Annotated in this window: 21 protein-coding genes and 2 pseudogenes; 7 read left to right on the top strand and 16 right to left on the bottom strand. The window is 59.1% G+C overall.

Annotated elements, in window-relative coordinates:
• Window position 1: 1 nt before the first annotated feature.
• The 6 genes from ccoN to A2I95_RS10620 form a co-directional block, all read right to left on the bottom strand.
• Window positions 2-1,624 (bottom strand): cytochrome-c oxidase, cbb3-type subunit I, encoded by a 1,623-nt coding sequence (gene ccoN / locus A2I95_RS10645; RefSeq protein WP_291729735.1) that lies wholly within the window; start codon window positions 1,622-1,624, stop codon window positions 2-4.
• Window positions 1,614-1,904 carry a DUF1971 domain-containing protein gene (locus A2I95_RS10640; RefSeq protein ID WP_291729734.1) on the bottom strand — a complete coding sequence of 97 codons (291 nt, stop codon included), beginning with the start codon at window positions 1,902-1,904 and terminating at the stop codon, window positions 1,614-1,616. Before A2I95_RS10640 ends, ccoN begins: the two co-directional genes overlap by 11 nt.
• The gene (locus A2I95_RS10635) at window positions 1,901-2,641 is read right to left on the bottom strand and encodes a DUF2189 domain-containing protein (protein WP_291729733.1); all 741 of its coding nucleotides are present in this window, start codon (window positions 2,639-2,641) and stop codon (window positions 1,901-1,903) included. The genes A2I95_RS10640 and A2I95_RS10635 overlap by 4 nt, the downstream gene beginning before the upstream one ends.
• A 73-nt stretch (window positions 2,642-2,714) precedes the next feature.
• Window positions 2,715-3,134 carry a group III truncated hemoglobin gene (locus A2I95_RS10630; RefSeq protein ID WP_291729732.1) on the bottom strand — a complete coding sequence of 140 codons (420 nt, stop codon included), beginning with the start codon at window positions 3,132-3,134 and terminating at the stop codon, window positions 2,715-2,717.
• Window positions 3,135-3,261: 127 nt separating this feature from the next.
• A complete protein-coding gene (locus A2I95_RS10625) occupies window positions 3,262-4,161 on the bottom strand; it encodes a haloalkane dehalogenase (protein ID WP_291729731.1) in 900 nt (299 codons plus the stop codon).
• A 115-nt stretch (window positions 4,162-4,276) separates the two neighbouring features.
• The gene (locus tag A2I95_RS10620) at window positions 4,277-5,107 is read right to left on the bottom strand and encodes an SDR family oxidoreductase (RefSeq protein WP_291729730.1); all 831 of its coding nucleotides are present in this window, start codon (window positions 5,105-5,107) and stop codon (window positions 4,277-4,279) included.
• Between the two features lie 494 nt (window positions 5,108-5,601).
• Between A2I95_RS10620 and A2I95_RS10615 the strand changes: the two genes are divergently transcribed.
• On the top strand, window positions 5,602-6,105 hold the full coding sequence (locus A2I95_RS10615; RefSeq protein ID WP_291729729.1) for a hypothetical protein: 504 nt from the start codon (window positions 5,602-5,604) through the stop codon (window positions 6,103-6,105).
• 47 nt (window positions 6,106-6,152) lie between these two features.
• Here the strand turns inward: A2I95_RS10615 and A2I95_RS10610 are convergent, their stop codons facing one another.
• The 3 genes from A2I95_RS10610 to A2I95_RS10600 all read right to left on the bottom strand — a co-directional run bounded on the left by A2I95_RS10610 (window position 6,153) and on the right by A2I95_RS10600 (window position 12,165).
• Window positions 6,153-7,655: a hypothetical protein gene (locus A2I95_RS10610; RefSeq protein ID WP_291729728.1), complete on the bottom strand. Its 1,503-nt coding sequence runs from the start codon at window positions 7,653-7,655 to the stop codon at window positions 6,153-6,155.
• A 245-nt stretch (window positions 7,656-7,900) separates the two neighbouring features.
• Window positions 7,901-11,029 carry an efflux RND transporter permease subunit gene (locus A2I95_RS10605; protein ID WP_291729727.1) on the bottom strand — a complete coding sequence of 1,043 codons (3,129 nt, stop codon included), beginning with the start codon at window positions 11,027-11,029 and terminating at the stop codon, window positions 7,901-7,903.
• 2 nt (window positions 11,030-11,031) lie between these two features.
• Window positions 11,032-12,165 (bottom strand): efflux RND transporter periplasmic adaptor subunit, encoded by a 1,134-nt coding sequence (locus A2I95_RS10600; protein ID WP_291729726.1) that lies wholly within the window; start codon window positions 12,163-12,165, stop codon window positions 11,032-11,034.
• Between the two features lie 132 nt (window positions 12,166-12,297).
• On the opposite strand from A2I95_RS10600, the gene A2I95_RS10595 reads away from it, so the two are divergent.
• Window positions 12,298-12,915 (top strand): TetR/AcrR family transcriptional regulator, encoded by a 618-nt coding sequence (locus A2I95_RS10595; RefSeq protein ID WP_291729725.1) that lies wholly within the window; start codon window positions 12,298-12,300, stop codon window positions 12,913-12,915.
• Window positions 12,916-13,089: 174 nt separating this feature from the next.
• Here the strand turns inward: A2I95_RS10595 and A2I95_RS10590 are convergent, their stop codons facing one another.
• Window positions 13,090-13,608 carry a MarR family transcriptional regulator gene (locus A2I95_RS10590; RefSeq protein WP_291729724.1) on the bottom strand — a complete coding sequence of 173 codons (519 nt, stop codon included), beginning with the start codon at window positions 13,606-13,608 and terminating at the stop codon, window positions 13,090-13,092.
• Window positions 13,609-13,689: 81 nt separating this feature from the next.
• Between A2I95_RS10590 and A2I95_RS10585 the strand changes: the two genes are divergently transcribed.
• Together A2I95_RS10585 and A2I95_RS10580 are read left to right on the top strand one after the other, a co-directional pair.
• Entirely contained in the window at window positions 13,690-14,679 is a 990-nt protein-coding gene (locus A2I95_RS10585) for an alpha/beta fold hydrolase (protein WP_291729723.1), read from the top strand.
• A gap of 179 nt (window positions 14,680-14,858) precedes the next feature.
• Window positions 14,859-16,250: an aminotransferase class V-fold PLP-dependent enzyme gene (locus tag A2I95_RS10580; protein WP_291729722.1), complete on the top strand. Its 1,392-nt coding sequence runs from the start codon at window positions 14,859-14,861 to the stop codon at window positions 16,248-16,250.
• A 349-nt stretch (window positions 16,251-16,599) separates the two neighbouring features.
• Here the strand turns inward: A2I95_RS10580 and A2I95_RS10575 are convergent.
• A pseudogene (locus tag A2I95_RS10575) lies at window positions 16,600-16,986 on the bottom strand (metallopeptidase family protein).
• A gap of 245 nt (window positions 16,987-17,231) precedes the next feature.
• On the opposite strand from A2I95_RS10575, the gene A2I95_RS10570 reads away from it, so the two are divergent.
• Both A2I95_RS10570 and A2I95_RS10565 read left to right on the top strand, forming a co-directional pair.
• A complete protein-coding gene (locus tag A2I95_RS10570) occupies window positions 17,232-18,251 on the top strand; it encodes an IS110 family transposase (protein ID WP_291729721.1) in 1,020 nt (339 codons plus the stop codon).
• A gap of 66 nt (window positions 18,252-18,317) precedes the next feature.
• A pseudogene (locus tag A2I95_RS10565) lies at window positions 18,318-18,674 on the top strand (transposase); the annotation flags it as partial.
• Here the strand turns inward: A2I95_RS10565 and A2I95_RS10560 are convergent.
• The 3 genes from A2I95_RS10560 to A2I95_RS10550 all read right to left on the bottom strand — a co-directional run bounded on the left by A2I95_RS10560 (window position 18,647) and on the right by A2I95_RS10550 (window position 21,216).
• Window positions 18,647-19,483 (bottom strand): PhzF family phenazine biosynthesis protein, encoded by an 837-nt coding sequence (locus A2I95_RS10560; protein WP_291729720.1) that lies wholly within the window; start codon window positions 19,481-19,483, stop codon window positions 18,647-18,649. The pseudogene A2I95_RS10565 and the gene A2I95_RS10560 overlap by 28 nt on opposite strands.
• Before the next feature lie 115 nt (window positions 19,484-19,598).
• A complete protein-coding gene (locus A2I95_RS10555) occupies window positions 19,599-20,561 on the bottom strand; it encodes an alpha/beta fold hydrolase (protein ID WP_291729719.1) in 963 nt (320 codons plus the stop codon).
• A 13-nt stretch (window positions 20,562-20,574) separates the two neighbouring features.
• Window positions 20,575-21,216, bottom strand: a complete 642-nt coding sequence (locus A2I95_RS10550; RefSeq protein WP_291729718.1) for a pyridoxamine 5'-phosphate oxidase family protein — start codon at window positions 21,214-21,216, stop codon at window positions 20,575-20,577.
• A gap of 135 nt (window positions 21,217-21,351) precedes the next feature.
• On the opposite strand from A2I95_RS10550, the gene gcvA reads away from it, so the two are divergent.
• On the top strand, window positions 21,352-22,263 hold the full coding sequence (gcvA, locus tag A2I95_RS10545; protein ID WP_291729717.1) for a transcriptional regulator GcvA: 912 nt from the start codon (window positions 21,352-21,354) through the stop codon (window positions 22,261-22,263).
• Between the two features lie 516 nt (window positions 22,264-22,779).
• Here the strand turns inward: gcvA and A2I95_RS10540 are convergent.
• Entirely contained in the window at window positions 22,780-23,964 is a 1,185-nt protein-coding gene (locus A2I95_RS10540; RefSeq protein WP_291729716.1) for an acetyl-CoA C-acyltransferase, read from the bottom strand.
• On the bottom strand, window positions 23,961-26,081 hold the full coding sequence (locus A2I95_RS10535; protein WP_291729715.1) for a 3-hydroxyacyl-CoA dehydrogenase NAD-binding domain-containing protein: 2,121 nt from the start codon (window positions 26,079-26,081) through the stop codon (window positions 23,961-23,963). The genes A2I95_RS10540 and A2I95_RS10535 overlap by 4 nt, the downstream gene beginning before the upstream one ends.
• Window positions 26,082-26,122 lie beyond the last annotated feature (41 nt).

Raw genomic sequence — 26,122 nt, 5'->3', positions numbered from 1 at the left:
ATCACTCCGCAGGCTGCCGGGGAATTGGCCCCGATTGCCGGGTTTGGGCCTTTCGCGGCCCGCTCACCGTCATCCAGATGTTGTAGGCGCCGATGCAGCCGCCGATCAGGTAGAGCAGCCCGCCGACCGCGCGCGCGGCGTAGTAGGGATGCATCTCCACCACGCTGTCGAGGAAGGAATAGAGGAACGCGCCATCGGCATCATAGGTCTGCCACATCAGCGATTGGGTGATGCCGCTGTTCCACATTGCGCCGACGTAGATCAGCGTCCCGGACAGGGCGAGCCAGAAGTGCCAGGCCTCCAGCTTCAGGGAATAGACACCTTCTCGTTTCCACACCCAAGGTACCATCTTGTACATCGCCCCGAAAGTGATGAAGGCAACCCAGCCCAAAGCGCCAGCATGCACATGGCCCACGGTCCAGTCGGTGTAATGGCTCAGCGAATTCACCGGGCGGATCGCCATGAACGACCCCTCGAATGTCGCGAGTCCATAGAACAGCACCGCAACCATCATGAACCGCACCGCGGGGTCGGTGCGCACCTTGTCCCAGGCTCCGTTGATGGTCAGGATGCCGTTGAAAACCGAAGCCCAGCTCGGCACCAGCAGGATGATCGACATGGTCATGCCGAGGTACTGCACCCAGTCCGGCAGCGCCGTGTAGTGCAGATGGTGCGAACCCGCCCAAAGGTAGAGGAAGGTTATCCCCCAGAATCCGACGATCGACATCCGGTAGGAATAGACCGGCCGGTTCACCGCCTTGGGCAGGAAGTAATAAAGCATCCCCAGGAAGCCGGCGGTCAGCAGGAAGCCAACCGCATTGTGGCCGTACCACCACTGCGTCATCGCATCCTGGGTGCCGGAGAACAGCGAGTAGCTCTTGGGGTAAGCAATCGAGACCGGCACCGACAAGTTGTTCACCGTGTGCAGCATCGCAATCACCACGATGAAGGCCAGGTAATACCAGTTGGCGACATAGATATGCGGCTCTGCCCGCCGCGCCAGGGTCTTGAGATACAGCGCCAGATATCCCACCCAGACCACCAGCAAGAGCAGATCCGCATACCATTCCGGTTCAGCGTATTCCTTGGATTGGGTGATGCCCAGCGGATAGCCCGAGGCCGCCAGCACCAGGAACAGGTTGTAGCCCCAGAACACCAGCCAGGGCAGCGTCTCGCTCGCCAGCCGCGCCCGCGAGGTCCGCTGCACCACATAAAACGAAGTGGCAATCAGCGCGTTGCCGCCAAAGCCGAAGATCACGCCGGAGGTATGCACCGGCCGCAGCCGCCCGAAGTTCGACCAGGACATATCGCCGTTCAGCGCCGGGAAGGCCAGCTGCCAGGCCAGGATGTCGCCCACCGCGAAGCCGATGATGGCCCAGATCAGTGCTGCGACCACGCCGAAACGGATCACCCTGTCGTTATAGGCCTGCGGCACCTCTGCCGGGGTTTCGCCCAGCCGGTTCAGCATCCACAGGATGCCCCACCCAGCGCCTAGCGCGATCAGCCAGCCATGCAGCACATAAGGCACCGGCACACCCCAGCCCAGGATGGCCAGCCCGCCCAGCAGCACGAGGCACAGGGCGCACAGGATTGCGGTATCTTCCAGGGGAACTCTACGGAGCATCGGGGGCCTCCTGCCGGAAGAAGCGGACTTCGAATTCCATCTGGCCAGGCGCATCCACCGAATGCACCTCCTGCGGCGCAAAAACGGCGGCCTCGCCAGCCTTTATCAACAGGTCCGCCTTGCCTTCACGGCGGAACAGCAACTGCCCGCTTTGAACCGCCAGCTGCCCCCAGACCCCCGCCTTGGTGCTGTGGTGCGTGCGCAGCTTTTCCGGCAGGGTTTGCTCGTTGAAACGCGAGGTAGCGTAATGCACCGCACTTTCAGGAAGGGCCTCATTCATCTTGCTTCTCCATGAAACAGATCTGCGTAAGCGTGCCAGGTCGCGTAGCCCAGCAGCGGAAAGATCACCGCCAGCCCCAGCAGGCCGGTCAGCACCCCCAGCCCGGTCAGCAGGGTGATCGCCGCCCCCCACCAGACCGACAGCCGGAAGTTATGGGTGGCAGCGTTGAAGCTCAGCCCCATGGCGGAGAAACCGTCGATCCGGCGCTCCACCAGCATCGGCAAAGAGAAGGCCGAGACCGCAAACCCCAGCGCCGCAAACAGCCCGCCGGTCAAAGACCCGGAAATCAGCAGCATCCAGCCTGCCGGCGTGCTGATCATCAGCACCAGCGTCTCAACAAAGCCGGCAAAGGGCCTGAGGCCATAGACGATGGCGAACAGCACCGTCGCTGCCCGGATCCAGGTCAGGGCAAAGACCATCAGGATTGCGCCCACCAGCGCGATCTGGCTTTTCGACGCGACCTCGCGCCGCCCGCGGGCCACCGTGTACAAGCCGACCGTTGCAACCGGTCCTACCAGCACCCCGCCCGCCAGCAGCGGCAGCAGCATCCAGCCGGTGCCTGTGGCGGCCAGCAGCCAGGCTGCCAGCCAGCCCAAAAGCACCAGCGCGCCGCCGTAACACAGCGAATATCCGGGATTGCGGCGCAGGTCGGCCCAGCCTGCCGCCAGCCAGCGCCGCACAACACGGGCAGGCGGCTCCGAGATGATCCGAGCCTTGGAGTAAAGTGGATCCGGCATGTCAGCTATCCCCCGCACCTGCGGCCTGTACCGTGAGCATAGCACATTCGGCCCCCTGCCTTTGCCATCCGGGTCACGTCAGCACCGGCGGTGCATCCGTTTCGCGCCGGAAGTTCTCCAGCCCGTACGACAGCCCCTTGCCGATCCGGTCCGCCAAGGCGGCAAAGGCCCGGGCAGTTTCCGGCCTCAGCTCCTGCTCCGCGGTTTCGCGGAACAAGGCCAGCCAGACCGGGAAGTGCTCCGGCCTGATCTCTGGATTGGCCAGGTGGATCTGCATCGGATTGCCGTCATAGCCTGGCTCCCGCAGGATCGCCCCGCGCCAGAAGGCTGCGATCTTTGCCTCATGCGCAGGCCAGTCGCCGATCGCCGGATTGAACACCGGTCCCAGCACCGCATCCGCACGGACTCGGGCATAGAAACAACTGACAAGCCTGGCGATTTCTTCGGCTGTCACCTCGAACATCCAAGGCTGCTTTTGCGGCGAATCCTTCATGGCACCACTCCATACATACATGCAACATTCATGTATCATTAAATAGGCATTGTAAAGTCGTATTTAAAGCGCCAAAGGGATCATGGAAACTGCCCGGCCACTGACCCGGCGCCTCCAATTAACCCTATTACTCCAACGCCAGCAGCCATTTTTCCAATGCCGCTCCGATTTCATGCGGGCTGGATTCCTGCAAAAAATGCGACCCAGACCCAAGATCGACATGGGTGAGGTTCAAAGCATTCGAGATCACATACTTAGCGACAGGTGGCGGCATCAGCGCTCCCGGCTGCGCATGAAAGTAAAGCTTGGGAATATCCGATGAATAGAGCCAGTCCCCATTGGCCTCAATTTCCGCTACGACATCGGCAGGCTCTCCCGCAATCGGGATCTGGCGTGGCCAGGCCAGCGTCGGAAGGCGGTCCTTTACGACGGCAAACGGCGCTCTGTAGTGCAGCATTTCCGCTTCACTCAAGGTCCGCCCCGAGCCTATTCGGCCAAGCACGGTTTCCACAAAGAAGTTGTGCTGAAGAACCATCGACTCACCCAGCCCTGGTGTTCTGAGAGCCCGGAAAAGCCCGCCAGTGAGAGGACCCATTGCATCATAGCTCGCAACAGGCACACCAGGCGGGACCAGAGCCTCCATAAAGGCAATTGCCGTTACATTCTCCGGGTTCCGCCGGGCGTATCTCATGCCCAGAACCGAGCCCCAATCGTGGACAACCAAGGTAATATCACGCAGTCCCATAGCCTCGATGAAACCGTCCACGTAGCGCACGTGATCTGAAAAAGTATAGTTGATGTCCGGCTTTGAGCTGTCCCCCATTCCGATGAGGTCCGGCGCAACAACACGGTGGTTCTTGGCAGCATAAGGGATGAAGTTGCGCCAAAGGTAAGACGAAGTCGGATTGCCGTGCAAAAACAACACCACCGGCCCGCTGCCCTCATCTATGTATGCGATACGTTCGCCCAGAACTTCAGCAGCCTTTTTTTCATAAGGAAATTCCGCTGATACTGGACGGCTGGGCACCAGGGCTTCCGACGCAGCCGGCGTGGCAGGCAGCAAAAGCGCAGTGGCCGCACCCCCGGCAGTCAGCGTGCCGGCGGCGTGTTTGAAGAACTCTCTCATCATCGTTTCTGTCCTGTTATGCCGCGTCTTTTTCCGAAGGGTGACGGAGTTTGTTTCTCAGCACGGTCCGAAACACGTTGCCAAAGGCCCGAGTGGCTGCCTTGCGGCTCATCAGACGTTTGCTCAGGTGATAAAGCAGAGAATTTCCCTTCCCTGGAACAGCCAGGCGATGGCGCCCGATCGCTTCGATCGCCGCCGCAACCGCTTCCGGGGCCATTGGCTTGAACTTTGTTCCCGAAAATTCAAAATCCGGCGACAGCTCGGTGTCGGTGAATCCCGGCGCAATCGCGAGCACATCGATACCCGCCGGCTCCAGCTCTGCTGCCAAGCTTTCGCTCAGGATCAGATCGTAGGCCTTTGTCGCTGCGTAATTGGCGATCAGGGGTACGCCCTGGAAGGCAACAATCGAGGAAAGGAACACGATGCCGCCACGGGACCTCTTCGCCATGTCTTGCGCGAAATGGTGGGAGAGCAGAAGCGGGGCGCGCGCATTAAGATCCAGCGTCATAAGCGCAGCATCAATACTGCTGCTAAGGAAGGGGCCCGAATCCTCCCGGCCTGCGTTATTTATCAAAAGACCTATTTCTAGACCGGCTGCCGCATCTTGCACCGATTGCACTCCGGCATGAGTTGCAAGATCGGCGACGACTATACGTACATCGGTCTTGTGCTGCGCCAACAACTTTTCCGCCAAGGCGCTCAAGTGACCTCCGCGCCGCGCAACCAGGATCAGGTCAAAGCCTTCGGCCGCAAGATAGCCGGCTATTGCCTTGCCGATACCGGATGAAGCGCCTGTGACGACCGCCCAGGGCCCGTATTGGGTGAGTATCCGTTTCTGCTTTACCATGGTGCAGCCTCCTGGATGCAAAATATTTGACCCGCCGAAGCGGAACCCAAGACGCTTCGGCGGGTCGGCTCTGCGCCGCTCCAAACGGTGCGAACGGCGACTGGTGAACAGGGGTTCCGCTCAGATAGAAGAATGGGGGCTGAGGCGCCTGAAACCGAAGTTACTAACCGTTAACAGCAGGCCGCATTCTTGCTCGAAATCATCAAGATTGAAAATTTACCGCCAGGATTTCAGATATTTATGCCGCACCTGAGTGATATCGCATGGAGTATGGAGTTCAGTCTGCCCTCTCAGGTACTTGGCACCGGCAGCTCGCCCAGTGGCGGGAAACCAAACCGCCTTACCCGTTACTAACTCCCTTAAACTACAAACCGTCCACCTTAGCCCCAACAATATCTCTGTTCGCAATGGCCTACGCTGCACCTGAGCCATCCGGTGCCTGCGGGTATCTGCTGCCCGGAAATAGGAGCAGCCCCTCAAGGAAAGGAAACACCATGCCACTGGAAGCCATCTTTGGACTTCAGCTGATCTTCAGTATTGTTGTTGTCTCAGTAATCGCACGGGTTTACATCGCCCCGTGGCTGTCGGGATTTTCGCACCACGCCGCACTGGCCATTCTTGTTCTGCCGCACACTATCCGCCACATCGGAATGAGCTTTCAGGTGCCAGGTCTCGTTGGCGACGCTTTACCAAGCGACTTCGCCGCAGCTGCGGCTTATGGCGACCTTGCCAGTGCGGTGTTTGCCCTGCTCGCTTTCCTCCTGCTTCGCTCCGGGGCTTCAGTCGCCATCGGCTTTGCCTGGATCTTCAATCTCATCGGATTTATTGATCTGGTCAATGCGCTGCGACAGGCTGAGGCAATACCGCAGCTTGGCGTAACCTGGTTTATCCCGACTTTCATCGTGCCGGTTCTTTTGGTCACTCACGTGATGATTTTCGCCCGGTTGATCCGAGGCGCACCAACCGCGCAGCCAGGCAGCACAGCACTGACAGGCTGACCCCGCCAAATAAAGTCTCTGGCTCAGGAACCTACTGGCGCCAGAGACTATTGCGGCAGTTCTTCCAGGTAATACCGATAGGCCGCGCTCGCGGCGTAACCAGGGTTAATTTCCTCCATTGCCTGGCGCGCTGTTACCGCCGCCTTATCATCCGACAGCTCCAGCACATGGACCTTGAAAACATGGTTGGGAAGAAACACCGGATTGCGCCGGATGCCACGATCAAATGCCCCCAAAGCTTCCATCGGCCGGCCAAGCGCCAGCTGCGCCCGCCCGTAAGCAAAAATTGAAGTCACGCCATAATGCGGGTTGAGCGCCATGCTTGTTTCAATTGCCGCCAGCGCCTCATCGCCCCTGTCTAGCGCAGACAAGATCAGCGACTGCCAGATATATGCTTCAGCGAAGTTCGGGTTGAGCGCCACAGCCTGGCCGATTGCCTCCGCCGCAGCTTCGTACTGCCCGTCCCAGCGCAGCGCCCAAGCCAGATTTGCATGCCCCATCGGCAAGGAGCTATCGAAGCGGGTTGATTTACGTGCAAGTTCAATGGCGTTGCCGATTGTCTCAGACTTTGACGTTACAAATCCCGCAATAAAAGCATAGACAAGGGCGCGTGACTTCCAGGCATAAGCGTCAGCAAATTCAGGATCCGCTTCGATGGATGCGCCAAAGAGCTCCACCGCTCGGTTCACTCCAGCTTGGGTAAACTGGTAGAAGCTCTCCCGGCCTTGCAGATAGGCATCCTGAGCGATGATGCTAGATGTGCCGCGACGGGCCAGCTGGGCTTCCGCCTGGCGCGTCAAGGCAATCTCAAGCGCAGCTGCCACCTTTCGGGCGACATCAGTCTGCACCGCGAACACATCGCCGGTGCTCCTGTCATACCGACTTGCCCAGATATGGGCTCCAGAGGCCGCGTCAACTAACTGGGCCGTGATCCGCAACATACTGCCCTCCTTGCGCACACTGCCCTCCAGGACATGTGATACGTTTAGATCGCGTGCCACGTCGCGGATGGTAACGGGCCGCTCCTTGTAGGCGTACGTGGAGTGCCGTGCGATCACTGTCAGCCCAGGAATGATCGAAAGATCGGTTATGATGTCCTCGGTGATGCCGTCGCTGAAATACGCCTGCTCAGGCCTTGCGCCCATATTGTCGAACGGCAGGACGGCGATGGAGGGCTGCGGTCCCCGGGCCAGCCGGCGGGCAGGCTCATCTGCCCTCCATTGGACAACCAACAAAACCATGCCAGCCAAGGCGCATAGCAGCATAAGCGCAGCCCAAGCCCAAATCGTAAACCGGATCCGCGGCTGCGGCGCGCTTTCCGGTTCCCGCCTCAGAACCCGCAAACGCGGCGCGTAGCCGCCTTTCGGCAAGTCGATCAGTACGGCGTCCCTTAGGCCGCGCCCGGTGTAGTATTCGGTTAACTTAGACCGGAGCCGCCCAGCTTCCACCCGGACAATCGCGTCGATTGCCGGATCGAAGGAGGCATCGCGGTCAAAGACATCTTCGCCAAGAGAAAATTGAGAAAGTTCTGCATCGCGCCCATCAAGCACGGCCTCGACGATATAGCTTAGAAACCTTTTCTGCCGTGGACCTTGCGCAAACTCCGGGGCTTCGAGAATCCGCTTGAGCTGATCGCGTATCAGCTTTGCATCTGCTTCGCTCCACTCTGAAATCGCACAATCTCCAACTTAAGGCGTCGCAAAGCCTTATACCAATTCCTGGGCTTGGCATCCATTGCTCCAGCCCCAGCGCTGCCCGCCGCTGCTGGCAGCGGATGCGTTTCAAGCCGGATCGATTACTCGGCCGCCACCCGCGAGCCCGCCGTCGGCACCGGCACAACTCCGGCCCGCGGCTTCCGTCCTGCAAGCAGGCTGAAAGCGGGCGGCACAAAGTACAGCGAGACGATCGAAGACAGCAGCACACCGCCGGCAATCGAAACCGCGAACGGCGGCCAGAACCCGCCCCCGGCCAAGATAAGCGGCAGGAACCCCCCGAAAGTCGTGATCGTTGTTGAGATGATATGGCGGCTAGAGCGCATCACCACACCACGGATCGCGTCCCGGTCTCCACGCGAAGCTGCTCGGTCTTCCTGCAGGGCAGTCACGATAATGATCGCTGCGTTGATCGACACTCCGATTGCCCCGATCACCCCGATCAACGCCTGGATGCCGAAAGCATAAGAAAAAACCTCCAGCGGCAGCAGGCTGAGCCCCATCGACAGACCTGCCACTACGAGGACCACACCGCTCAGCCGCCATGAATTGAAGGTCAGAACAATAGTAGCAACCGTCGCCACGACCACCAGCCCCATGACCGACATAAGATTGCGGATTGTTTCCGCCCTTGCGTCCCCTTCACCGCCCCACTCAAAACGGTAGCCAGGTGGCAGTTCGATTGGATCCTTGTCCAAGGCCTCCTGAAACTCGGAAAGGGCCATATCCGGAAGCACGCCGTGAGCCAGGAACCCCTGCACCGTGTTCACGCGCTCGCCGTTGCGCCGGGCAATCGGGCTGTCAGAGGGTTCCAGCAGCAGCCCGCCGAGCGCCAGCAGCGGAATGCCCGGATTAGCAGATGCCAGCGCCTGGGACCCGGGCGGCACAATCTGCAGCGCCGCAAGCTTGTCAGCGGCAGCCCGTTCCGGGCCGGACAAACGCACACGCACCGGCAGCTCCTCGGCCCTCTCTACCAGAGACCCGCCCAGGGCACCTTCAGAAAAACTCTGCAATTGCGCGGCCACATCGTTCAGGTTCAACCCCGCAAGCCGCACCTTGTCCTCATCTAGATCGAACAGCAGCTTTGCGGCTCCGCCGGCCAGCACTGTTCGGCTGTGAATCACACTGTTCACACCGGCCATCCGCACACGGGCTTCCTCGCCCAGGGCGCGGAGCACTTCCAGGTCCGGTCCGACAAGCCGCAGCTCAAGCGGAGCATCAACCGGAGGCCCCTGCTTCAGACCGCGTACCAGGATCCGCGCCTGCGGCAAGGCGGTATCAAGCGCTCTTTGCAACTCCGGAATAATCCGGGCCGTCGCCTCAGGTGAATCTGTTGTCACCAGCGCCTCCGCAAAGGTCGCGTCATTGTCCCTGTTGTTCAGCATGTTGTAGTAGAAGGCAGGGGCACTGCGTCCCACCACCCACTGAACCTGGGTAATACCTTCGACCCGGTTCAGAACCTTACCGGCGGCAATCGCCGTGTCCCGTGTTTGCTCGATTGCGCTGCCGTCAGTCAATTCCACCTGCACGTGGAACTGGTCGCGATCCACTTCAGGGAAGAATTGGGGGCGAAGCGTAGGAAAGGAAAAAAACGCGACAATGGCCGGCGCCGCAGCACACACCATTGCCAGCCGCGGCCAATTCAGCGCCGCGGCCAAGCTGGCATCAAACAGGCGGCCGGCTGCTTTGCTCCGGATCCCTGATTGCCACCATGCCTGGCCTTCGCGCCCGCCTCTCAGCGCCAGTCCCGCGATGGCGGGAGTAACTGTCAAAGCCAGCAGCAGCGAGCAGACCAGCATGACGATAACCGAGACTGCGATTGCACCAACAAAGTCGCCGGGCGGCCCAGGCAGCACCATCATCGGGACAAAGGCCAGAACCGTGGTGACGGTCGAGGCCAAAAGCGGCAATGCCAGCCGCCGCACGGCGCCGCCGACGGCGGCTTGCGCCGGAACCCCCGCCTGAAGCCGCCGACGGACCTCATCCGTGGTCACGATGGCTGCATCGACCAGGAGACCCAGCGCCACGATCAGCCCGGTAACCGACATCTGGTGGATGGTCATGCCCAGCTTCTCAAGAATTGTGAGAGACATCAGGCAGGTCAGCGGCAGCATGGCGCCAACAACCAGAGCAGAGCGCCAGCCCATCGACACGAACAGGACCGCAATCACCAGTGCCACACCTACGGCCATGTTCACCGCGACTTCGGTCAGACGCTGTGTGGTATATCTGCTTTGATCGAACAGCAGCTCAAGATGCAAGCCGCCAGGAAGGTCAGCCTTAATACTCTCGATTTCCGCTCGGGCCGCGTCGGCCCAAACATCTACCTGCCGGTCATCCTCGATCTTGGCGACAACCAGCACCGCTCGCCGGCCGTTGACATAAGCCAGCGCCTCAGCTGGCGTCTTTTCGGTCCGCAGCACGGCAGCAACGTCGCCAACCCGAACCGTTTGCCCGGTTGCACCAGTTCGCAACGGGATGTCCCGGATTCGTGCCAGACCGTCGATTTCTCCCGCCAGCTCGACCAGATAGTCGGAGGCACTGCCGCGAACCTTCCCGGCCGGTACCTTGGCGTCGGCCTGCGCGATACGATTCGCCACCGCGCCAGGCGTCAGCCCCAGAGATGCCAGCGCATCCGCATCAACCTCGACGCGGATCTCCTCCGTCGCTTCGCCATAAAGGGCCACCAGCTTGGTACTGGGAACTTGGCGCAGGCGCTCCTGAAGATCCTCTGCATACCTGCCAAGGATACCAGGGGCGGCCTCCGTCCCGCCAGCCGCCGTGATAGAAGCCAGCATCGTAAAGGCACCAACCCGGTCGTTGTCGAATTCCGGCTCCGGCACGCCGCGAGGCAATTCCCGCCCGGCGTCCGCCAGCGCATCGCGCACTTCCGACCAGACCTGTTCGATCCGAGCATCCGGAGTGAAGTCCGACAGCTCGATCTGCACAGTTGAAATTCCCGTCCGCGACACCGAAGAAATCACGTCGATTTCCGAAATCTCTCGCAGCTCAGCTTCGATTTTCTCTGTAACCAACGCTTCGACCCGGGCCGGATCGGCTCCAGGATAAGGTGTTATCACCGTTGCAAAAAGATTGGTGATCGTTGGATCTTCCTGCCGCCCGATGGACTGAAAGGCAATAGCCCCTAGCGATGCGATGACGAGAAGCGCGAGGATCAGAATGCGAGGGCGGCGGTACAGATAGGTTTCCATGGTCAGCTCCTGCCAGCTATGGTGACGGCCTGGCCGTTGCTGAACTTATGCGCTCCGGACCGGACATACAGAGCACCACCAGCAAATGTGCCGCGGACAAATGCACGCCCGTTTTCAACATGCAGAACTTCAGCAGCCTCCCGGCTGATGATCTGCGCCCCTTCCTTTTCCACCACCGTCAGCACCGACCAGAGACCGTTGCCCGCATCACTCAGCGCTGATAGGCCAACCCAGGCACCGCGCCCCGGAACACGCCGCTCCATCTGCAGCCGCACCACCTGCCCCATGGTCAGCTGTGTGTCCGTCGGCAAGTCAACCAGAACTGCAACAGTGCGCGTGGCGTGATCCATATCTCTGGAAACGGCAACTACCCGGCCTTGGAGTTGCTGGCCCAGATATTCCAGCTCAAGCACTTGCGATACCCGAAGCGCCGTGGCACGGTCCGGAGGAACACCGATGCGGGCTTGAGGTCGGCTGGTTTCCTGCAACTGAACAATTGCAGTGCCTGCATTGACGACTGCGCCTTCGTCCGCCAGCCGCGCGGCGATACGCCCGGCGTAGGGAGCAGTCACCACAGATTTCTCAATATCCAGCTCCACCAGGGCAATAGCGGCATCCAGCGCATCTCTGCGTGCCTTGAGAGCCGCTAGGGAGAACTGCGCCTCATCATTGATCTGACTGCTCGTCCAGCCCTCACCAGCCAGTTTCGCCCGCCGCACCGCGGTGCGCCGGGCCAGCTCTATTTCGGCGTCCAGCCCCGCCCGTTCCGCAGCCAGCCGCGTGCGTTCGATTTGCAGCGGCTTTGCATCTAATCGGGCCAGCATCTGACCCTGAGCCACTTGGCTGCCCTCTTCCAACAGGATCTCTTCTATCAAGCCGGCGCGTTCCGCCGCAGCGAGTGTTTGGCGGGCAGGCTCGACCCGTCCCGCAAAACTTTCCCGGATGACATAGCCATCGTCGACCGTCAGCTGCCCAGTTAACGCAATTGCGGGTTCCCCAATGCTGCCGCGCTCGGCCTTGCCTGCACGTGCGTGCAATGTCTGAACTGCCACCGCGCTGCCAGCGAAAACCGCCAGGCCAAAGGCTGTGGCTACAGGCCAGCCGCGAAAATACTGTTTCTGCGATGTTATAGGCATGGCGTGCTCCTTGAGGTAAGTAAGTATCTCTTACTTACATTGAGTGCTGCTGACATGGTGTAAGATGCTCTTACTTTCAAGAAGCTGATGGAGTAGAAATTGGCAACCGCCGCAACCGCTCAAGGAAACCCGATGACTGAGCCGCAATCCAAGAAGAAATTCCATCACGGTGATCTCAAGACCGCCCTGATCGATGCAACCATTGAAATGATCCGGGAAAGGCGGGTTGAGGACGTAAGCGTTGCCGATGCCGCCCGCGCCGCCCAAGTTTCAAGCGGCGCGCCCTACCGGCACTTCAAGGACCGCGATGAATTGCTGGCAAATGTCGCAGCTGAAGGCTTCCGGAGATTGTCCAAGGCCAAGATTGCAGCCTTTGCCAAACATCCGAAACATTCAGTTGAAAGCCTGATTGCTGGCGGCTGCGCCTATGCTGAGTTTGGCGCAGACAATCCCGAACTGTTTCACCTCATGTGGGCGGCGGCCCGCAGCCGGGACACCACCGATGTCGCGCGCGTGGCCAGCAGCGCTACATACAACACCTTTATTGAAGAACTGACAGGCATAATGAAGGCTCAGGGCCTCGGCAATCTGGACCCGCATGATTTCGGAACTCCGTTATGGGCAATGGTGCATGGATTTGCCAGTTTGCTGATCGGAAAACCTGCAAATCTGGACAGCAGCCGCCAAGCGCTCCGAGGCCGCATAGCAGACGCCACCTGGGCTTACGTCCGGGGCTACCAGACCGGCTAGCACCCTGGCCGCAGCCCGAAGCAGACTTCCGGCACAATCTGGTTCCGGATTAAGTAAGATCGAACTGGTTTCTCCGCCGGCAGGTATCTGATCCGGCAATTTGGGCTGCCACGCTGGCTTCACGAGCCCCCCTCGACGTTTGCGCAACAAGGCCTGGCACTATTGCCGGACGCCTCAGTCCGGCCCGTTTACAGGCACCAGTATCGGGCAGTTTGTGCAGGCGCGGCTGTCGCACAGGCGGCAGGTCCGCAGTTTATGGGTGTCGTCCCTGGCAGCAGCTTGCAGCAGTTTTTCCAGCAGCCGGGCCAGGTCCTTTTGCTCGTCATCAGACAGGCCGCCGGTCACTGCCTCCAGTGCCGCCAGCCGCTCGCGCAATATGTTCTCCCGTGCGGCTTGGCCGGCCTCAGTGAGAAAAAGAGCAACGCTGCGCCTGTCGTGCTCCGCCGCCTGTCGTCTGACAAGGCCATCCTCGGCCAACCTGTCGACCAGGCGCACCGTGCCCGTGTGGGTGAGATCCAATAGCCGGCTCAGGGCGTCGTTCGACAAACCTGGCTGGTGACCCAGCGCGCAAAGCGCCGCAGGCCCTTCTCCGGAGCGGTGGAACTGCCTCGCCAATACCGTCTTCAGCTCATCATGCAGGCAGAGCACCGCCGCCCCCAGCAAATTCGCAGTCCGTCGTGATTCATCTGTCATGCCGCAAATATGTGACTCACACACTTGAATTGGAAGAGGTCATTTATATATGTGACTCACACACATTAAGGGAGAAACCTAATGACCGTTGACCTTCAGTCCATTGACCCTGCTTCGCAGCAAACCGCACCGGGTCATGATCCGCGCCTGATCCCAGTCGCTGCAGAAGAAACCTTCGAAGGAACCTGGCCGTTTCAAGCCCGCTTCAGTTCCGCCGCCGACTATCCGATGCATTATATCGATGAGGGCAGCGGCCCGGAAACGCTGCTGCTGCTGCATGGCGAACCGACCTGGAGCTACCTTTACCGTGCTCAGATTGCTGAATGGTCCAGTGATGCCCGTGTGATTGCCCTTGACCATATGGGATTTGGTAAAAGTGCCACCCCGCAAGACCGCAGCTATTGGCTGCAGGACCATATAGACAATGCGGAACGCTTTGTTTTGGAGCAGGATCTCCGGGATGTGACCCTTGTCATGCATGATTTCGGCGGACCGGTTGGCATGGGCCTGGCCATCCGGCACCCGGACCGGATCAAGCGGATCGTTTCGATCAATGGCCCGACGCCCCTCGGGCAGCCCGATCTATTTGACCGTTTGATGGCCAATGCCTGCGCTGCACCCTGGTTCCAGTGGATCAGGCAGGCAGAGGAAAAAGGCACCCTGGAAGCGGTGCTCGGGCACCTTGACTACAACATCCTGTCGACGCTCAAACTGAATGGCTTTGTCCGCAATGAACTGATCACCGATACTTGGCTGAATGCCTACCGGGCGCCGTTTCCCGCACCTGAATTTGCTGCGGGCGCAATCGGCTGGGCCAAAGGCTTTGCCACCGGCAAACATGCGTTCGAAGAGGCAAGTGACGCCGTAAAGTCCGAACTGGCCAAGAAACCTGCTATCGCCATCTGGGGCGAAGCCGACAGGACTCTACAGGCAGAACATTTTCTGCCCCTGTTCCGGCAGGCGTTCCCCGACGGCCAGGTCAGGACCTTGCCCGAAACCGGCCATTACAGCCCGGAAGACGCGCCGCAGCAGATATCCGGCCTGGTGTCTGAGTTCATCGCGGCCAGCTGAATTGCGGGCGGGCTTTCAGCACGGTTGTGCGTCTGCGCCGTTCCCGGCGCACATGCAGCAAGCAGAAGGCAGAAGGTGCAAAAACATGCGAGCGCAGGCCAGGCACATCGCTGACAGCAATGCCCGCAGTCTTCGAGTCTGCTATAAACTAGAGAACGTTCTCAAACAAGGAGTTCAGAATGCAAAGGACGGCGACGGAAGAACAGCAGGACGAACTGCAGCTGCAACGCGATGCCGAGGCCAGAGCCGCTCGCTACATATCCAGTGTGGCGGAGATGCCTGTTTTTCCCGATGCCGCCGCCCGGCGGCAGCTTGCACGGTTTGATGAGCCTTTGCCGGACGGCAAGGGATCGGCAAAGAATACACTTGCCTTGCTGGATGAAGCCGGTTCGCCGGCGACGACTGTTTCGAACGGCCCCCGGTACTTCGGCTTTGTAATCGGTGCAACGCTGCCGGTCGCCGCCGCCGCGCAGCGTCTGGCGTCGGCCTGGGATCAGTGCGCTTCCTCCCAGAAAAACTCACCAGTAGCGGACAAGATTGAGAAAGTCGCGGCAAAATGGCTGCTGGAGATCTTGGACCTGCCCCGCGAAAGCGGCGTGGCGTTTGGAACGTCGGCAACCGCTAGCACACTAGTATGCCTTAGCGTCGCGCGGCGCGAGCTGCTGGGAAAGCGCGGATGGGACTTTGATTCAATGGGGCTGCAGGGGGCGCCGGAAATCAAGGTCGTCGTTTCTGAGCTGGCACATATCACTGTTCTCAAGGCCCTCAGAATACTGGGCTTCGGCCAAACCCGGCTGATCAAGGCGCCGGTCGACAGCGACGGCCGCATTGATCCGGCCCGCCTTCCCGCGCTGGATGCGCAGACCATTCTGTGCCTGCAGGCCGGCGAGGTGAATACGGGCAGCTTCGACCCCTTCCTTCCGCTGATCGAAAGAGCGAAAAAGGCCGGCGCATGGGTGCATGTCGACGGGGCATTCGGCCTGTGGGCCCGCGCGGCGCCAGCCAAGCGCGGGCTGACCAGCGGCATAGAGGGCGCGGACAGCTGGATCACTGACGGCCACAAATGGCTCAATACCCCGTATGACGGCGCTGCGAGCATCTGCCGCGACCGGGACGCGATGGCGGCCGCCATGAACAGCGACGCAGTTTATTCCACCGCTTCCACCGAGAGTCAGAAGAACCTGGGCATCGAATTTTCCCGGAGTGCGCGCGGCGTGCCGATCTGGGCGGTGCTGCGCACGCTTGGTCGCGCCGGAGTTGCCGAACTGATTGAGCGCCACTGCAGCATGGCTGCCCGTATTGCCAAGGCTCTGCCCGATCTTGGATTTGAGCTGCTGTGCGAGCCCGCGTTGAACCAGGTCCTGTTCCGCTATGGCACTGAGGCGCAGACCAGAGAGCTTCAGCAGTTGGTAGAGCGCTCCGGGAAAGCGTGGTTCGGCGGCACCGTCTGGAACGGCGAACCGGCCCTGCGGATCAGCGTATCGTCTTGGCGCACAAGCGATCAAGATATCGATATTCTGCTGAACACGCTGCAGGCGGCCCGGGACAATTTGGACCGTAGAAGCCAGTGAAGCTGCAAAATGCCAGCTGATGCTATGGAGATGAAGCCCCGCAAGCTCCCTGCCCCGGTCCTGAATTGGTGCCAATCTCGTCTCTGTTGCTGACTGCTGTAGCCTGCAACCGTCCTGATCACTGAGACCGGGACACGATGAAAGGCAAATTTCCTTTTCAGGCTGAGGCAGCTGGCTGTTTGGCGTTCTGAATTCCAACGAAGCACTGCCGGCAGCGTGTGTTGCGGCTGGGATGCTTACGCGCATTCTGTCAGAGGCGGGTCGTTGGCGATTTTTCTATTGTTTGGGGCTAAGGGCTGTGAACGGTCAACCGCATGCATGGCAACTCTCCCGGGAAGGAAACAACGGCTCAGACCCACCATTGGTCGATAGCTGCGATCTCCTCGTCAGTCCATCCAAAATGATGAGCGAATTCGTGAATAACAACATGCGCGATCAACTCGTTCAGCTCGACATTGCCGCGATCGCGCCATTCAGCCAGGATTGGCTGACGGAAGAGCCAGACAACATCCGGAGGCGGCGCTATGTCGAAAACCGATTTCTAGGTCATGGGAATGCCCTCGTAGAGCCCCGTCAGCTCGTGCGGATCCGCTAAGCCAAGATCGTTCAGCATGGCGGGCGCAGGCCAATCAGCGACGCGCAGAATGACGTTTTCTGCAGCAGACCGAAACGCTTTGGGTAAAGAAGCAATAGTCGCGCGAGCAATCTTCTCGAGATATGCAGGATCGTGGTGCATGCACTGAATATGGTTTCTTGGAACGGTGTAGTGAACCACTTAGCCAGAGGGAGGCAGTCCGTGCCCCTAGTACAAACAACAGCCTCGAACGGCCCCTCGAACGGCCCAATGTGGTCATTGATCAGCGTTCCCACGCTGCAGTGCAGCTTCCCCAGAACGGATGGTGTGGATAGCTCCTGCTCCGCCCGGCGTCGCGATGCGCCATACTGCAGTTGTTATCGACTGCTTATGAGAGGAGCTACCCAATGCAGGTTACAACAGTCGGCCTCGATCTGGCCAAGAATGTCTTTCAGATCCACGGCGTGAGTGAGAATGGCGAAATCGCTTTCAATCAAGCTCTGCGGCGGGCGCAGTTGCTGGCGTTCTTTGAGAAACTTCCGCCCTGTCTTGTTGGCATGGAGGCCTGTGGCTCCAGCCATTACTGGGCGCGGCAGCTTGTGATGCTTGGTCACGACGTTCGTCTGATCCCGGCAATGTATGTGAAGCCCTATGTAAAGCGAGGCAAATCCGATGCCGTTGATGCTGCTGCCATCTGCGAGGCTGTGACGCGTCCAACAATGCGTTTTGTCGCGATCAAGTCTGAAGAGCAACAAGCTGTCCTGTTCCTCCACCGCGCCCGCGATCTGATCGTTCGGCAAAGAACCCAGCTGAGCAATATGCTGCGCGGCCTGTTGGCTGAGTTCGGCGTCGTGATTGCGCAGGGGATCGGCAGCGCGGTCAAGTTCGCAAAGGGTGTGCTTGATGGAGACAGCCCCGGCATTCCAGATGTTGCTATTGACGTGCTCGGCAACCTCAGCAATCAGCTTGTTGCCCTGCACCTTCGTGTCCGTTGGTACGAAATGCGAATGCGCCTCCAAGCGAGGCAGGACGCCCGTGTGATGTTGCTACGCACAATCCCCGGTGTCGGGCCAGTGACGGCGTCGGCGATCGTCGCAACAGCCGGAGACGCCAGCCAGTTCAAGAACGGTCGCGAATTTGCGGCTTGGCTGGGCCTGACACCGCTCAACCGATCAAATGGCGGTAAGGAAAGGCTTGGACGCATCTCAAAGATGGGGGACCGGTATATCAGGCGTTTGCCGGTCACAGGAATGACCTCGCGACTGAGGCAGATGAAGACACATCCGGAACGCGTTGATCCGTGGGCGCAAGCTCTGCTTGAACGCAAACCAGTCCGCCTTGCCACTGTGGCAATGGCGAACAAAACAGCCAGGATCATATGGGCGGTCTTGACCAAGAACGAATATTATAGACCGCACACCGCATAGCCTGGTGGATTCACATCCGAAGTGCAAATTCTGTATCAAAACAGATGTTTGCATGGAGGTTATTGAATGGGACGCAGTTACCCTCACCTGAGTTTGGAAGAACGCCGGAAGATTGCCAAGTGGCGTGAAGCCAAAATGCCGGTGCCTGAGATCGCAGACCGGCTGGGCCGCGCACCGTCTACGGTCTACCGGGAACTCAAGCGTAATTTCTTTGATGACAAAGAACTTCCTGAGCTGAACGGATACCACGCCGTGGCCGCCCAGCAGATGTACGAGCAGCGGCGCGCGTTACACCGGAAGATGATCGTCCACCCGGAACTGAAAGAAGCGGTCGAAGACCGCCTCAAGGCCGGATGGTCACCTGAGCAGATCGCCGGCCGGATGCGGCTCGAGCGTCATCCGGTCCGGGTCGCCCCCGAGACGCGGATCCCCTCGCCCGGAATGGAGCTGATTTTTGCTTTTAGCAATGACTTTGCACCGATGTCCTCGCCTTGCACGATGTCGATCTCGCCGTCATGGGGCCAACCGATGTCGCGAAGATAACCAGACAGCGCGGCGGCGGCGGCCCCCGTCGCGGGGTCTTCGATCACGCCACCGATCGCAAAAGCATTGCGACTGTGAAACCGGCGCGGAGTCTCTGCCCACAAAAGGCTGATCGTCGTCAATCTGTACCGCTGCATAAGTTGCGCGCCTTTGGTCAAATCATATGATATTCCGGAAAGAGTCAGCCTATCGTGAAGCACAAGGATCAGATGATTGTTCCCGGCATAGGCAAGTGCCGGTGGCAGAGCGGAGTCAAGGTCAGCAACTTTGAGATCGAAGAGCGTAAGCGCGGCATTCAATAAATCCGGGTCCGCCTCGGCGCTGTGGGCGGGGGGAGACGTCAGGGTTGTGCTGCCAAAATTGTCGGTTTCGACACTGATGCGACCCGAGTTAAGGTCGAGCTGAAACAGTCCCTGACCCTCACGCGCGGATAGAGCGCTGCCCAGTGCAATTGTGGCATGTCCGCAGAACGCCACATCTTCCTCGGGTGAGAAGAACCGCACTCGCCATCCGTCGGCTTGGGGCGCGGCAAAGACAGTTTCGGAGTATCCGACTTCTTTTGCGAGACGCTGCATTTCGGACTCGGGCGGAAGCGAGTCACCGACCGCAACACCCGCGGGATTGCCGCCTTCGGCGCCATCGGAGAAGGCCGCGACACGGAGAATGTATAGGTTCGCTTTATCTTTCATGGGCTTAATCCTTTTCTGCCGTTGCAATCTTGGAACGGCCTGCCAAGAGGCGCGAAGCCATTGCTGAACGTATCCATTTGGCCCCGGCGGAGTGTTCCGCCGGAGCTGGCTGTGGTCATTTGGTGATACGGCCGAGGAAATCCTGCATCTCTGCAGCAATCACATCGCCATATTCCTCAAGCGCAAAGTGGCCTGTGTCCAGCAGATGGAATTCCACGTCGTTTAGATCAGCCTTGTAGGGATGGGCACCGTCCGCCGGAAAGATGTGATCGTTCTTGCCCCATACAATCAGCGCTGGAGGCTGATGCTCTCTGAACAGGGCTTGCCACTTCGGATACTCTGTAACATTGGTGCCGTAATCCAGGAACATCTTCAGCTGCACTTCTTGGTTTCCCGGACGGTCCAGCAGGTACTGGACATGCCAGAAATTGTCGGGGTTTACGGTCGAGATATCGCCGACACCGTGGGTGAACTGCCATTTGGTGGCGTCGAGCGTCAGAAAACCACGCAATGCATCGCCATTTTCCGTGCTGGGGTCGGCCCAATAGGCTTTGATGGGATCCCAGAACTCGCGCAGGCCCTCATCATATGCGTTGCCGTTCTGAATGACAAAACCGGTGACGCGTTCGGGGTGATCGGCGAACATGCGGTACCCGATCGGCGCACCGTAGTCCATCAGGTAGACGGCGTATGTGTCGACCCCTTTTGCGTCGATCAAACGCGTGACGGTTTTTGCCGCATTGGCAAAACTGTAGTCATAGCTGTCGGCAGATGGCATGCCCGACGCGCCGAAGCCAAGATAGTCCGGAGCTATCACGTGGTAGTCCTCGGCCAGGACCGGGATCAGCTCGCGAAACATGTGCGACGACGTAGGAAACCCGTGAAGAAGCAGGACGGTTGGGTTCGACGGATCGCCAGCCTCGCGATATGCAATGGTCTGCCCGTCAAGCTCCATCGACTTCATATCCACAGCAAAGGGGCTTTCCGCAGCGACTGCACTGCTTGGCTGGATCGCCGGCAGCAGCATGGTGCCGGCCAGCAGCGCGGCGAGTACGGGAGTGCGCAAACATTGTTTCATTGTTCAGTTCCTTTCAGGATTTGGTTGGGTTGCCAGGCGCATGGGAGGCGCGAATGGCAGTGTTTTCGGCCCCCAGGGCCTCGTTTTCGCGGCGCAACACCGCAATCTCTTCGTGCGTCTCATCAATGGTGAGGCGACGTGGAATATGGCTGGGACAGTTCCAGTCGAAGGCCTCGATGGTGATAAGCACCGCGCGCTCGGGGCGTGCCCGATAGGATTGGTCGTGCAACTGATCTAAAACTTCGGGATTGTCTGCGCCTTCAATCAGGCGGGCCCGTCCCCACAGCTTCAGGCGGCGGCGGTTGGGGTAGTCCATAAGGATCATCGACAAGCGATCGTTGCCCGACAGGTTGCCCGTACTGATGTACTGACGGTTTCCGCGAAAATCGGCATAACCGAGCGTTCTGGGCGACAGCACCTTCAGAAAGCCGGTCGGACCGCCGCGAAACTGTACGTAGGGCCACCCGGTTTGTGACACCGATGCCTGATAGAACCCGTCACGGGCGGCGATGAAGTCGATTTCTTGGGGACCAAATTCATCTGGGTAGATCACGTCGTCGGACAAGAGCTTGCTGTACCCTTGGGCAGAGCCCATTCGGGACTGCTGTGAGCGTACTGCAGGCGTAAAGGCGATGGTCGCGAAGGCCCGTGCCATAGCGTTTTCCTTTCGGATAATCATTAGTTTTATTAGGTGAGATGCCCGGTCAGTCTATTTCTGACAGCAAATTTGCGCTTCAATTCGCAATTTGACAAATGACTATGTCTATCGCAGACTTAGAAAAAGTAAGCCATGATAACAAACCGCAAAAACTATCCCCTGAACGCGCTCCGCGCCTTTGAGGCCTCCGCACGCCATCTAAGCTTTGTCGCTGCAGCCGAAGAACTGTCCGTGACCCCGGCCGCGATCAGCCATCAGATCAAGAAACTCGAAGACTTCCTTGGCGTCCCGCTGTTTCGACGGCGGACGCGAGGCCTGGTTCTGGTCGAGACGGGACAGCTCTTGGCCAAAGAGCTGCACGCGGTTTTTTTGAATCTTGATCAGGCCATGGAGCACGTGATGGAGGCTGACAAGGGCGGCTCTTTGGCGTTAACTGTCGCACCAACATTCGCTGCTATGTGGCTGATCCCGCGGCTACAGAAATTTTACGCGCAACATCCGGCAATCGACGTACGCATTTCAACGAGCTTGGGACTGGTGGAATTCCAGCGCGACGACTTTGACGCCGCCATTCGCCTCGGTCACGGCCAATGGCCCGGCCTTGAAGCCATCAAGCTCTTTGACGAGTCTGTTATTCCCATGTGCAGCCCGCGTCTGCTTGAAGGCCAGAACGCGATCAGAACGCCGTCTGACCTTAGAAAGCACGTTCTTTTGCACAATCATTCGATGGACTTCGACCCCAACGCACCAACTTGGCAGACTTGGCTTGACGCCAGCGGTACAAGCGACGTCGACGCCTCGCACGGAATGCATTTCAGCCTGCCAGACCATGGGCTACAGGCTGCCATAGATGGTGCTGGTGTCGTGCTTGGATGGCGATTTCTTTCGGCAAAGGACGTCCAGGCTGGACGCGTGGTCGAGCTTTTCGACTTGGCAATTCCGCTTGGATCAACGTTTTACCTTGTCTATCCGGAGGCGCACTCTCGGAGACCGAATATTGTTGCTCTTCGTGACTGGATATTGGGAGAACTTAAGGTCCCCTAAATGGAAAGTGTGGGATGGAGCAAATCCAAATTTCCCCTTCGCTGCGAATGGCTGGAATGTAGGCTACGACTGCAGTTTCGCGAGTACGTAGCAATGGCCACTATCCGCCCGAGCTGCATGAGTACCCCTCACGGCTGGGAGACAGGACGGAAGTCCGGTTCGGTCTGTCCGCCGTCATTCACGCCTAGCGCGGCAGATGGCTGGAACGAGCCCAACCTGTAAATTCTAATTTCTCGCTGCATGCGCACGCAGCGCTAGAAATGCTGCATACGCGTGAAACTCGGTGCTGCCGCGCAGCGGAAGGAACGGTCATTCATGCTGGCCGCAGCGAAGATCAGATGCTGAATTCACAAGATGCGCAACTTTTCAGACTTTCGCTGCGAGTTCTCAAATAACTGCTATCTTGCACATTGCGCCCGAGATGGAACGTGTCATCTGCAGAAGGCGACCTTCGCAGATGACAGGTCGTCGATGTCTCGGTCAGATAACGCTCCGCTTAATTTTACTTCAGTGGCGTCAGGCGACTTCGAACAACGCTGCGGCCCCCATGCCTCCGCCAACACACATGGACGTAACCACGTATTTTACGCCACGACGCTTACCCTCAAGCAAAGCATGCCCGACTTGTCTCGCGCCTGTCATGCCGTAGGGGTGGCCAATCGATATAGCGCCGCCATTCACGTTGTAGAGCTCGGGATCAATGCCAAGATGGTCGCGGCAATAGAGCGCCTGGCAAGCGAATGCTTCGTTGAGTTCCCAAAGGCCGATGTCTTCGATGCGAAGACCTGCATTCTTCAGCAGCTTTGGAATTGCAAAGATCGGGCCGACCCCCATCTCTTCCGGTGCGTTTCCTGCAACAGCCATGCCGCGATAGATACCCATCGGTGAGAGACCCTGTTGCTCAGCCATTTTGCCTTCCATGAGAACGCAAGCCGAAGCGCCATCTGAGAGCTGGCTTGCGTTGCCGGCGGTGATAATGCCTCCATCAATGACTGGGTTCAACTGACCAAGTGTTTCGACTGTCGTGCCCGGCCGGTTGCCTTCGTCTTTTGACAAGGTCACCTCTTCCAAGGTCTCCTCCCCGGTTTCGCGGTTCCTAACCCGCTTGCTGGAGGTGAACGGGACAATCTCGTCGTCAAAGATGCCAGTGGCCTGTGCCCGTGCAGCCCGTTCCTGCGAAAGCGCGGCGTATTCATCCTGCGTTTCACGGCTTATCCCGTAAACCCGGGCTACATTCTCAGCTGTCATCAGCATCGGCATATAAGCATGTTCGCACTGGGCGATAACGCTTGGGTCCTTCTCATCGCCTGCCCACTTCAGATAGGCATTCTGCACGGCGGAGATATTCTCCTGCCCGCCTGCAACCGCAACGTTCTGCCCATCCATGATGATCTGCTTTGCGGCCGTCGCAATGGCCATCAATCCTGATGAACATTGCCTGTCGATCGTCTGACCCGGCACTGTGTTGGGAAGGCCAGCCGCCAGCGCGGATAAGCGGCCGACATTCAGCCCTCCTGTTCCGGCAGTCAGGACCGATCCGATCACAACATCGTCGACCAAACCGGGGTCCACAGCCGCGCGTTCGACCGCATGCCGAATGGCATGGCCCATCAAGGTTGGTGACTTGATGTTGTTCAGCGCGCCCTTAAAGGCAACACCGATCGGGGTTCGGGCGGTTGAAACGACAACGGCTTCTCTCATGATTTTTCCTTTTTGGCCTCAAAGCGCTCTGCAAGCGTCACGCTCGTGTTTGCGAGTTCTTCCAGCAAAGGCGCGGGTGTGAACCACATCTCGCCATAGGCGCCCAGCGATTGCCGGTAGTGGTTCATGCGGTCCAGAATGCGGGGCAATCCGACCTCATCAGCATAGTGCATCGGGCCGCCGCGCCAGTTGGGGAAGCCATAGCCATTGATCCAGATCAGGTCGCAGTCACCGGGGCGCGTTGCGATGCCTTCTTCGAGGATGTGAGCGCCCTCGTTGATCAGGGGATACAGACACCGTTCAAGGATTTCCTGATCGTCGATGTGCCGGCGCAATATGCCATGCTGTTCGGCCAGCTCGGAACTGATTTGAACAACCTCGGGGTCTTCAGCCCGTGTCCGGCCCTCGTAGGTATAGCTGCCGCGCCCGGTTTTCTGACCCAGCCATCCCAATTCAAACAGTTTGTCCTGCACAGCCTGGTATGCCGGGTCATGTGCGATTTCACTTCGCCGCTCCTGACGCACGCGTGCGCCCACATCGACCCCAGCCAGATCTGCCATCGCATGAATGCCCATGGCCATGCCGAAGCCTTCAAGGACGTCATCCACCTGTTTCGGCGTCGCCCCCTCAAGAAGCAGACGGGACCCTTCGCGGAAGTATGGCTCCAGCATCCGGTTCCCGACAAAGCCGTAGCACACGCCAACGGTGACAGGGAGCTTTCGGATTTTCTTTGCGACCGTGATTGCCGTTGCAATGACATCGGGTGCGGTCTTGGCACCGCGCACCGCCTCCAGCAAGCGCATGACATTGGCCGGGCTGAAGAAATGGAGACCAATCACATCCTCCGGACGGGACGTGACCGCGGCTATTTCATCAAGATCCAACGTCGATGTGTTTGAGGCCAATATCGCGCCAGGTTTTGCGTGCTGGTCTAGGCTCGCGAAAATCTGGCGTTTGACATTCATGCTTTCAAACGCCGCTTCAATGATCAGGTCGGCATCTGCAAGGTCTGCATAGCTGAGCGTCCCGGTGGCGTTGGCGGCGATTGCCTCTGCCCGATCGGCACTGAGCCGCCGTTTTTGGGCCGCACGCTGGAAATGCTCCCGGACCTTTTCCAGCCCCAGTTCCAGCGCAGTTTGTGTGGTTTCCAGAAACGTCACCGGATACCCAGCCTGAAGAAAGGCGATAGCAATGCCGCGCCCCATTGTTCCGGCGCCGATCACGGCAACCGATGAAATGCTACGTGGTTGGTCAGCACGGGTAACGCCGGGAACCTTGGTGCATTCACGCTCTGCAAAGAACAGGTGACGGCCCGCGCGCGATTGAGGTGTGTCGAGCAATTCGGCAAATCCTGCCTTTTCCTGTGCCAGCCCCTGGGTCAGCGGCAATTCACATGCGGCTTGAAGCGATTTCAGGCATCGTTCAGGGGCGACAAGGTTTTTGGATCTTGGCGCGATCTCGTTCCGGAAACCCGCGAGAAATCCTTTCGGATCGGGGTGTGCGACGGTCATACTCGCGCAACTGCGTTTCGGAGCCTCCTCACGCGTAATCCTGGTGGCGAACTCTAAAACATGCGCGCGAAATTCCTGATCATTTTCAAATAGCGCGTCGACCAACCCGAAAGACGAGGCATATTCGCCTTTCACGGGATCACCCGAAAGGATCATTTGCGTTGCCGCTTCCAGCCCGGCAATCCGAGGCAGCCGTTGGGTGCCCCCGGCGCCTGGCAGCAGCCCCAGCTTGATCTCGGGCAGCCCCATCAATGCATCCGGCGTGGCGACACGGTAATCACAGGCAAGTGCGATCTCCAGCGCGCCACCCATCGCAGGGCCTGCAATAGCCGCGACAACAGGTTTCCTGCTGGTTTCAATCGTTACACACAGGTCTGGCAAGTCCGGCTTGTCCCAAACTGCCCCGGTACGGAACTCGGCGATGTCAGCGCCGCCGCAAAAAAGCGGCAGTGCCGAACATAAAACGATGGCCTTGACCTGCTCGTCAGCTTCCAACTCGTGAACGGCCGAAGAGAGCGCTTGCCGCATCTTCAGGCCAAGGGCGTTCACTGGCGGGGCGTTCAGCTCGATGACTGCAACGCTGCCGCTGCGTTCTATAGAAAACATTTTGGGAAACCTCAGATGGACTTTTGGGCAAGACCTTGTTC

The sequence above is a fragment of the Leisingera sp. F5 genome (genome assembly GCF_001593695.1).
The sequence above is the reverse complement of the archived record's forward strand: the minus strand, read 5'-3'. Positions and strand labels throughout refer to the sequence as shown.

Excerpts from the sequence above, each read along its gene's own strand:
- A2I95_RS10550 (WP_291729718.1), bottom strand. The coding sequence starts at position 21,216 with ATGGCACGGGCCTTCGCGACCATCGCCTTTACGCCTGCAGTACGCTCA.
- A2I95_RS10620 (WP_291729730.1), bottom strand. The coding sequence starts at position 5,107 with ATGGTAAAGCAGAAACGGATACTCACCCAATACGGGCCCTGGGCGGTC.
- A2I95_RS10555 (WP_291729719.1), bottom strand. The coding sequence starts at position 20,561 with ATGAAACAATGTTTGCGCACTCCCGTACTCGCCGCGCTGCTGGCCGGC.
- A2I95_RS10595 (WP_291729725.1), top strand. The coding sequence starts at position 12,298 with ATGACTGAGCCGCAATCCAAGAAGAAATTCCATCACGGTGATCTCAAG.
- gcvA (WP_291729717.1), top strand. The coding sequence starts at position 21,352 with ATGATAACAAACCGCAAAAACTATCCCCTGAACGCGCTCCGCGCCTTT.
- A2I95_RS10540 (WP_291729716.1), bottom strand. The coding sequence starts at position 23,964 with ATGAGAGAAGCCGTTGTCGTTTCAACCGCCCGAACCCCGATCGGTGTT.
- A2I95_RS10640 (WP_291729734.1), bottom strand. The coding sequence starts at position 1,904 with ATGAATGAGGCCCTTCCTGAAAGTGCGGTGCATTACGCTACCTCGCGT.
- ccoN (WP_291729735.1), bottom strand. The coding sequence starts at position 1,624 with ATGCTCCGTAGAGTTCCCCTGGAAGATACCGCAATCCTGTGCGCCCTG.
- A2I95_RS10605 (WP_291729727.1), bottom strand. The coding sequence starts at position 11,029 with ATGGAAACCTATCTGTACCGCCGCCCTCGCATTCTGATCCTCGCGCTT.
- A2I95_RS10570 (WP_291729721.1), top strand. The coding sequence starts at position 17,232 with ATGCAGGTTACAACAGTCGGCCTCGATCTGGCCAAGAATGTCTTTCAG.
- A2I95_RS10635 (WP_291729733.1), bottom strand. The coding sequence starts at position 2,641 with ATGCCGGATCCACTTTACTCCAAGGCTCGGATCATCTCGGAGCCGCCT.
- A2I95_RS10590 (WP_291729724.1), bottom strand. The coding sequence starts at position 13,608 with ATGACAGATGAATCACGACGGACTGCGAATTTGCTGGGGGCGGCGGTG.
- A2I95_RS10535 (WP_291729715.1), bottom strand. The coding sequence starts at position 26,081 with ATGTTTTCTATAGAACGCAGCGGCAGCGTTGCAGTCATCGAGCTGAAC.
- A2I95_RS10560 (WP_291729720.1), bottom strand. The coding sequence starts at position 19,483 with ATGAAAGATAAAGCGAACCTATACATTCTCCGTGTCGCGGCCTTCTCC.
- A2I95_RS10585 (WP_291729723.1), top strand. The coding sequence starts at position 13,690 with ATGACCGTTGACCTTCAGTCCATTGACCCTGCTTCGCAGCAAACCGCA.
- A2I95_RS10630 (WP_291729732.1), bottom strand. The coding sequence starts at position 3,134 with ATGAAGGATTCGCCGCAAAAGCAGCCTTGGATGTTCGAGGTGACAGCC.
- A2I95_RS10615 (WP_291729729.1), top strand. The coding sequence starts at position 5,602 with ATGCCACTGGAAGCCATCTTTGGACTTCAGCTGATCTTCAGTATTGTT.
- A2I95_RS10600 (WP_291729726.1), bottom strand. The coding sequence starts at position 12,165 with ATGCCTATAACATCGCAGAAACAGTATTTTCGCGGCTGGCCTGTAGCC.
- A2I95_RS10580 (WP_291729722.1), top strand. The coding sequence starts at position 14,859 with ATGCAAAGGACGGCGACGGAAGAACAGCAGGACGAACTGCAGCTGCAA.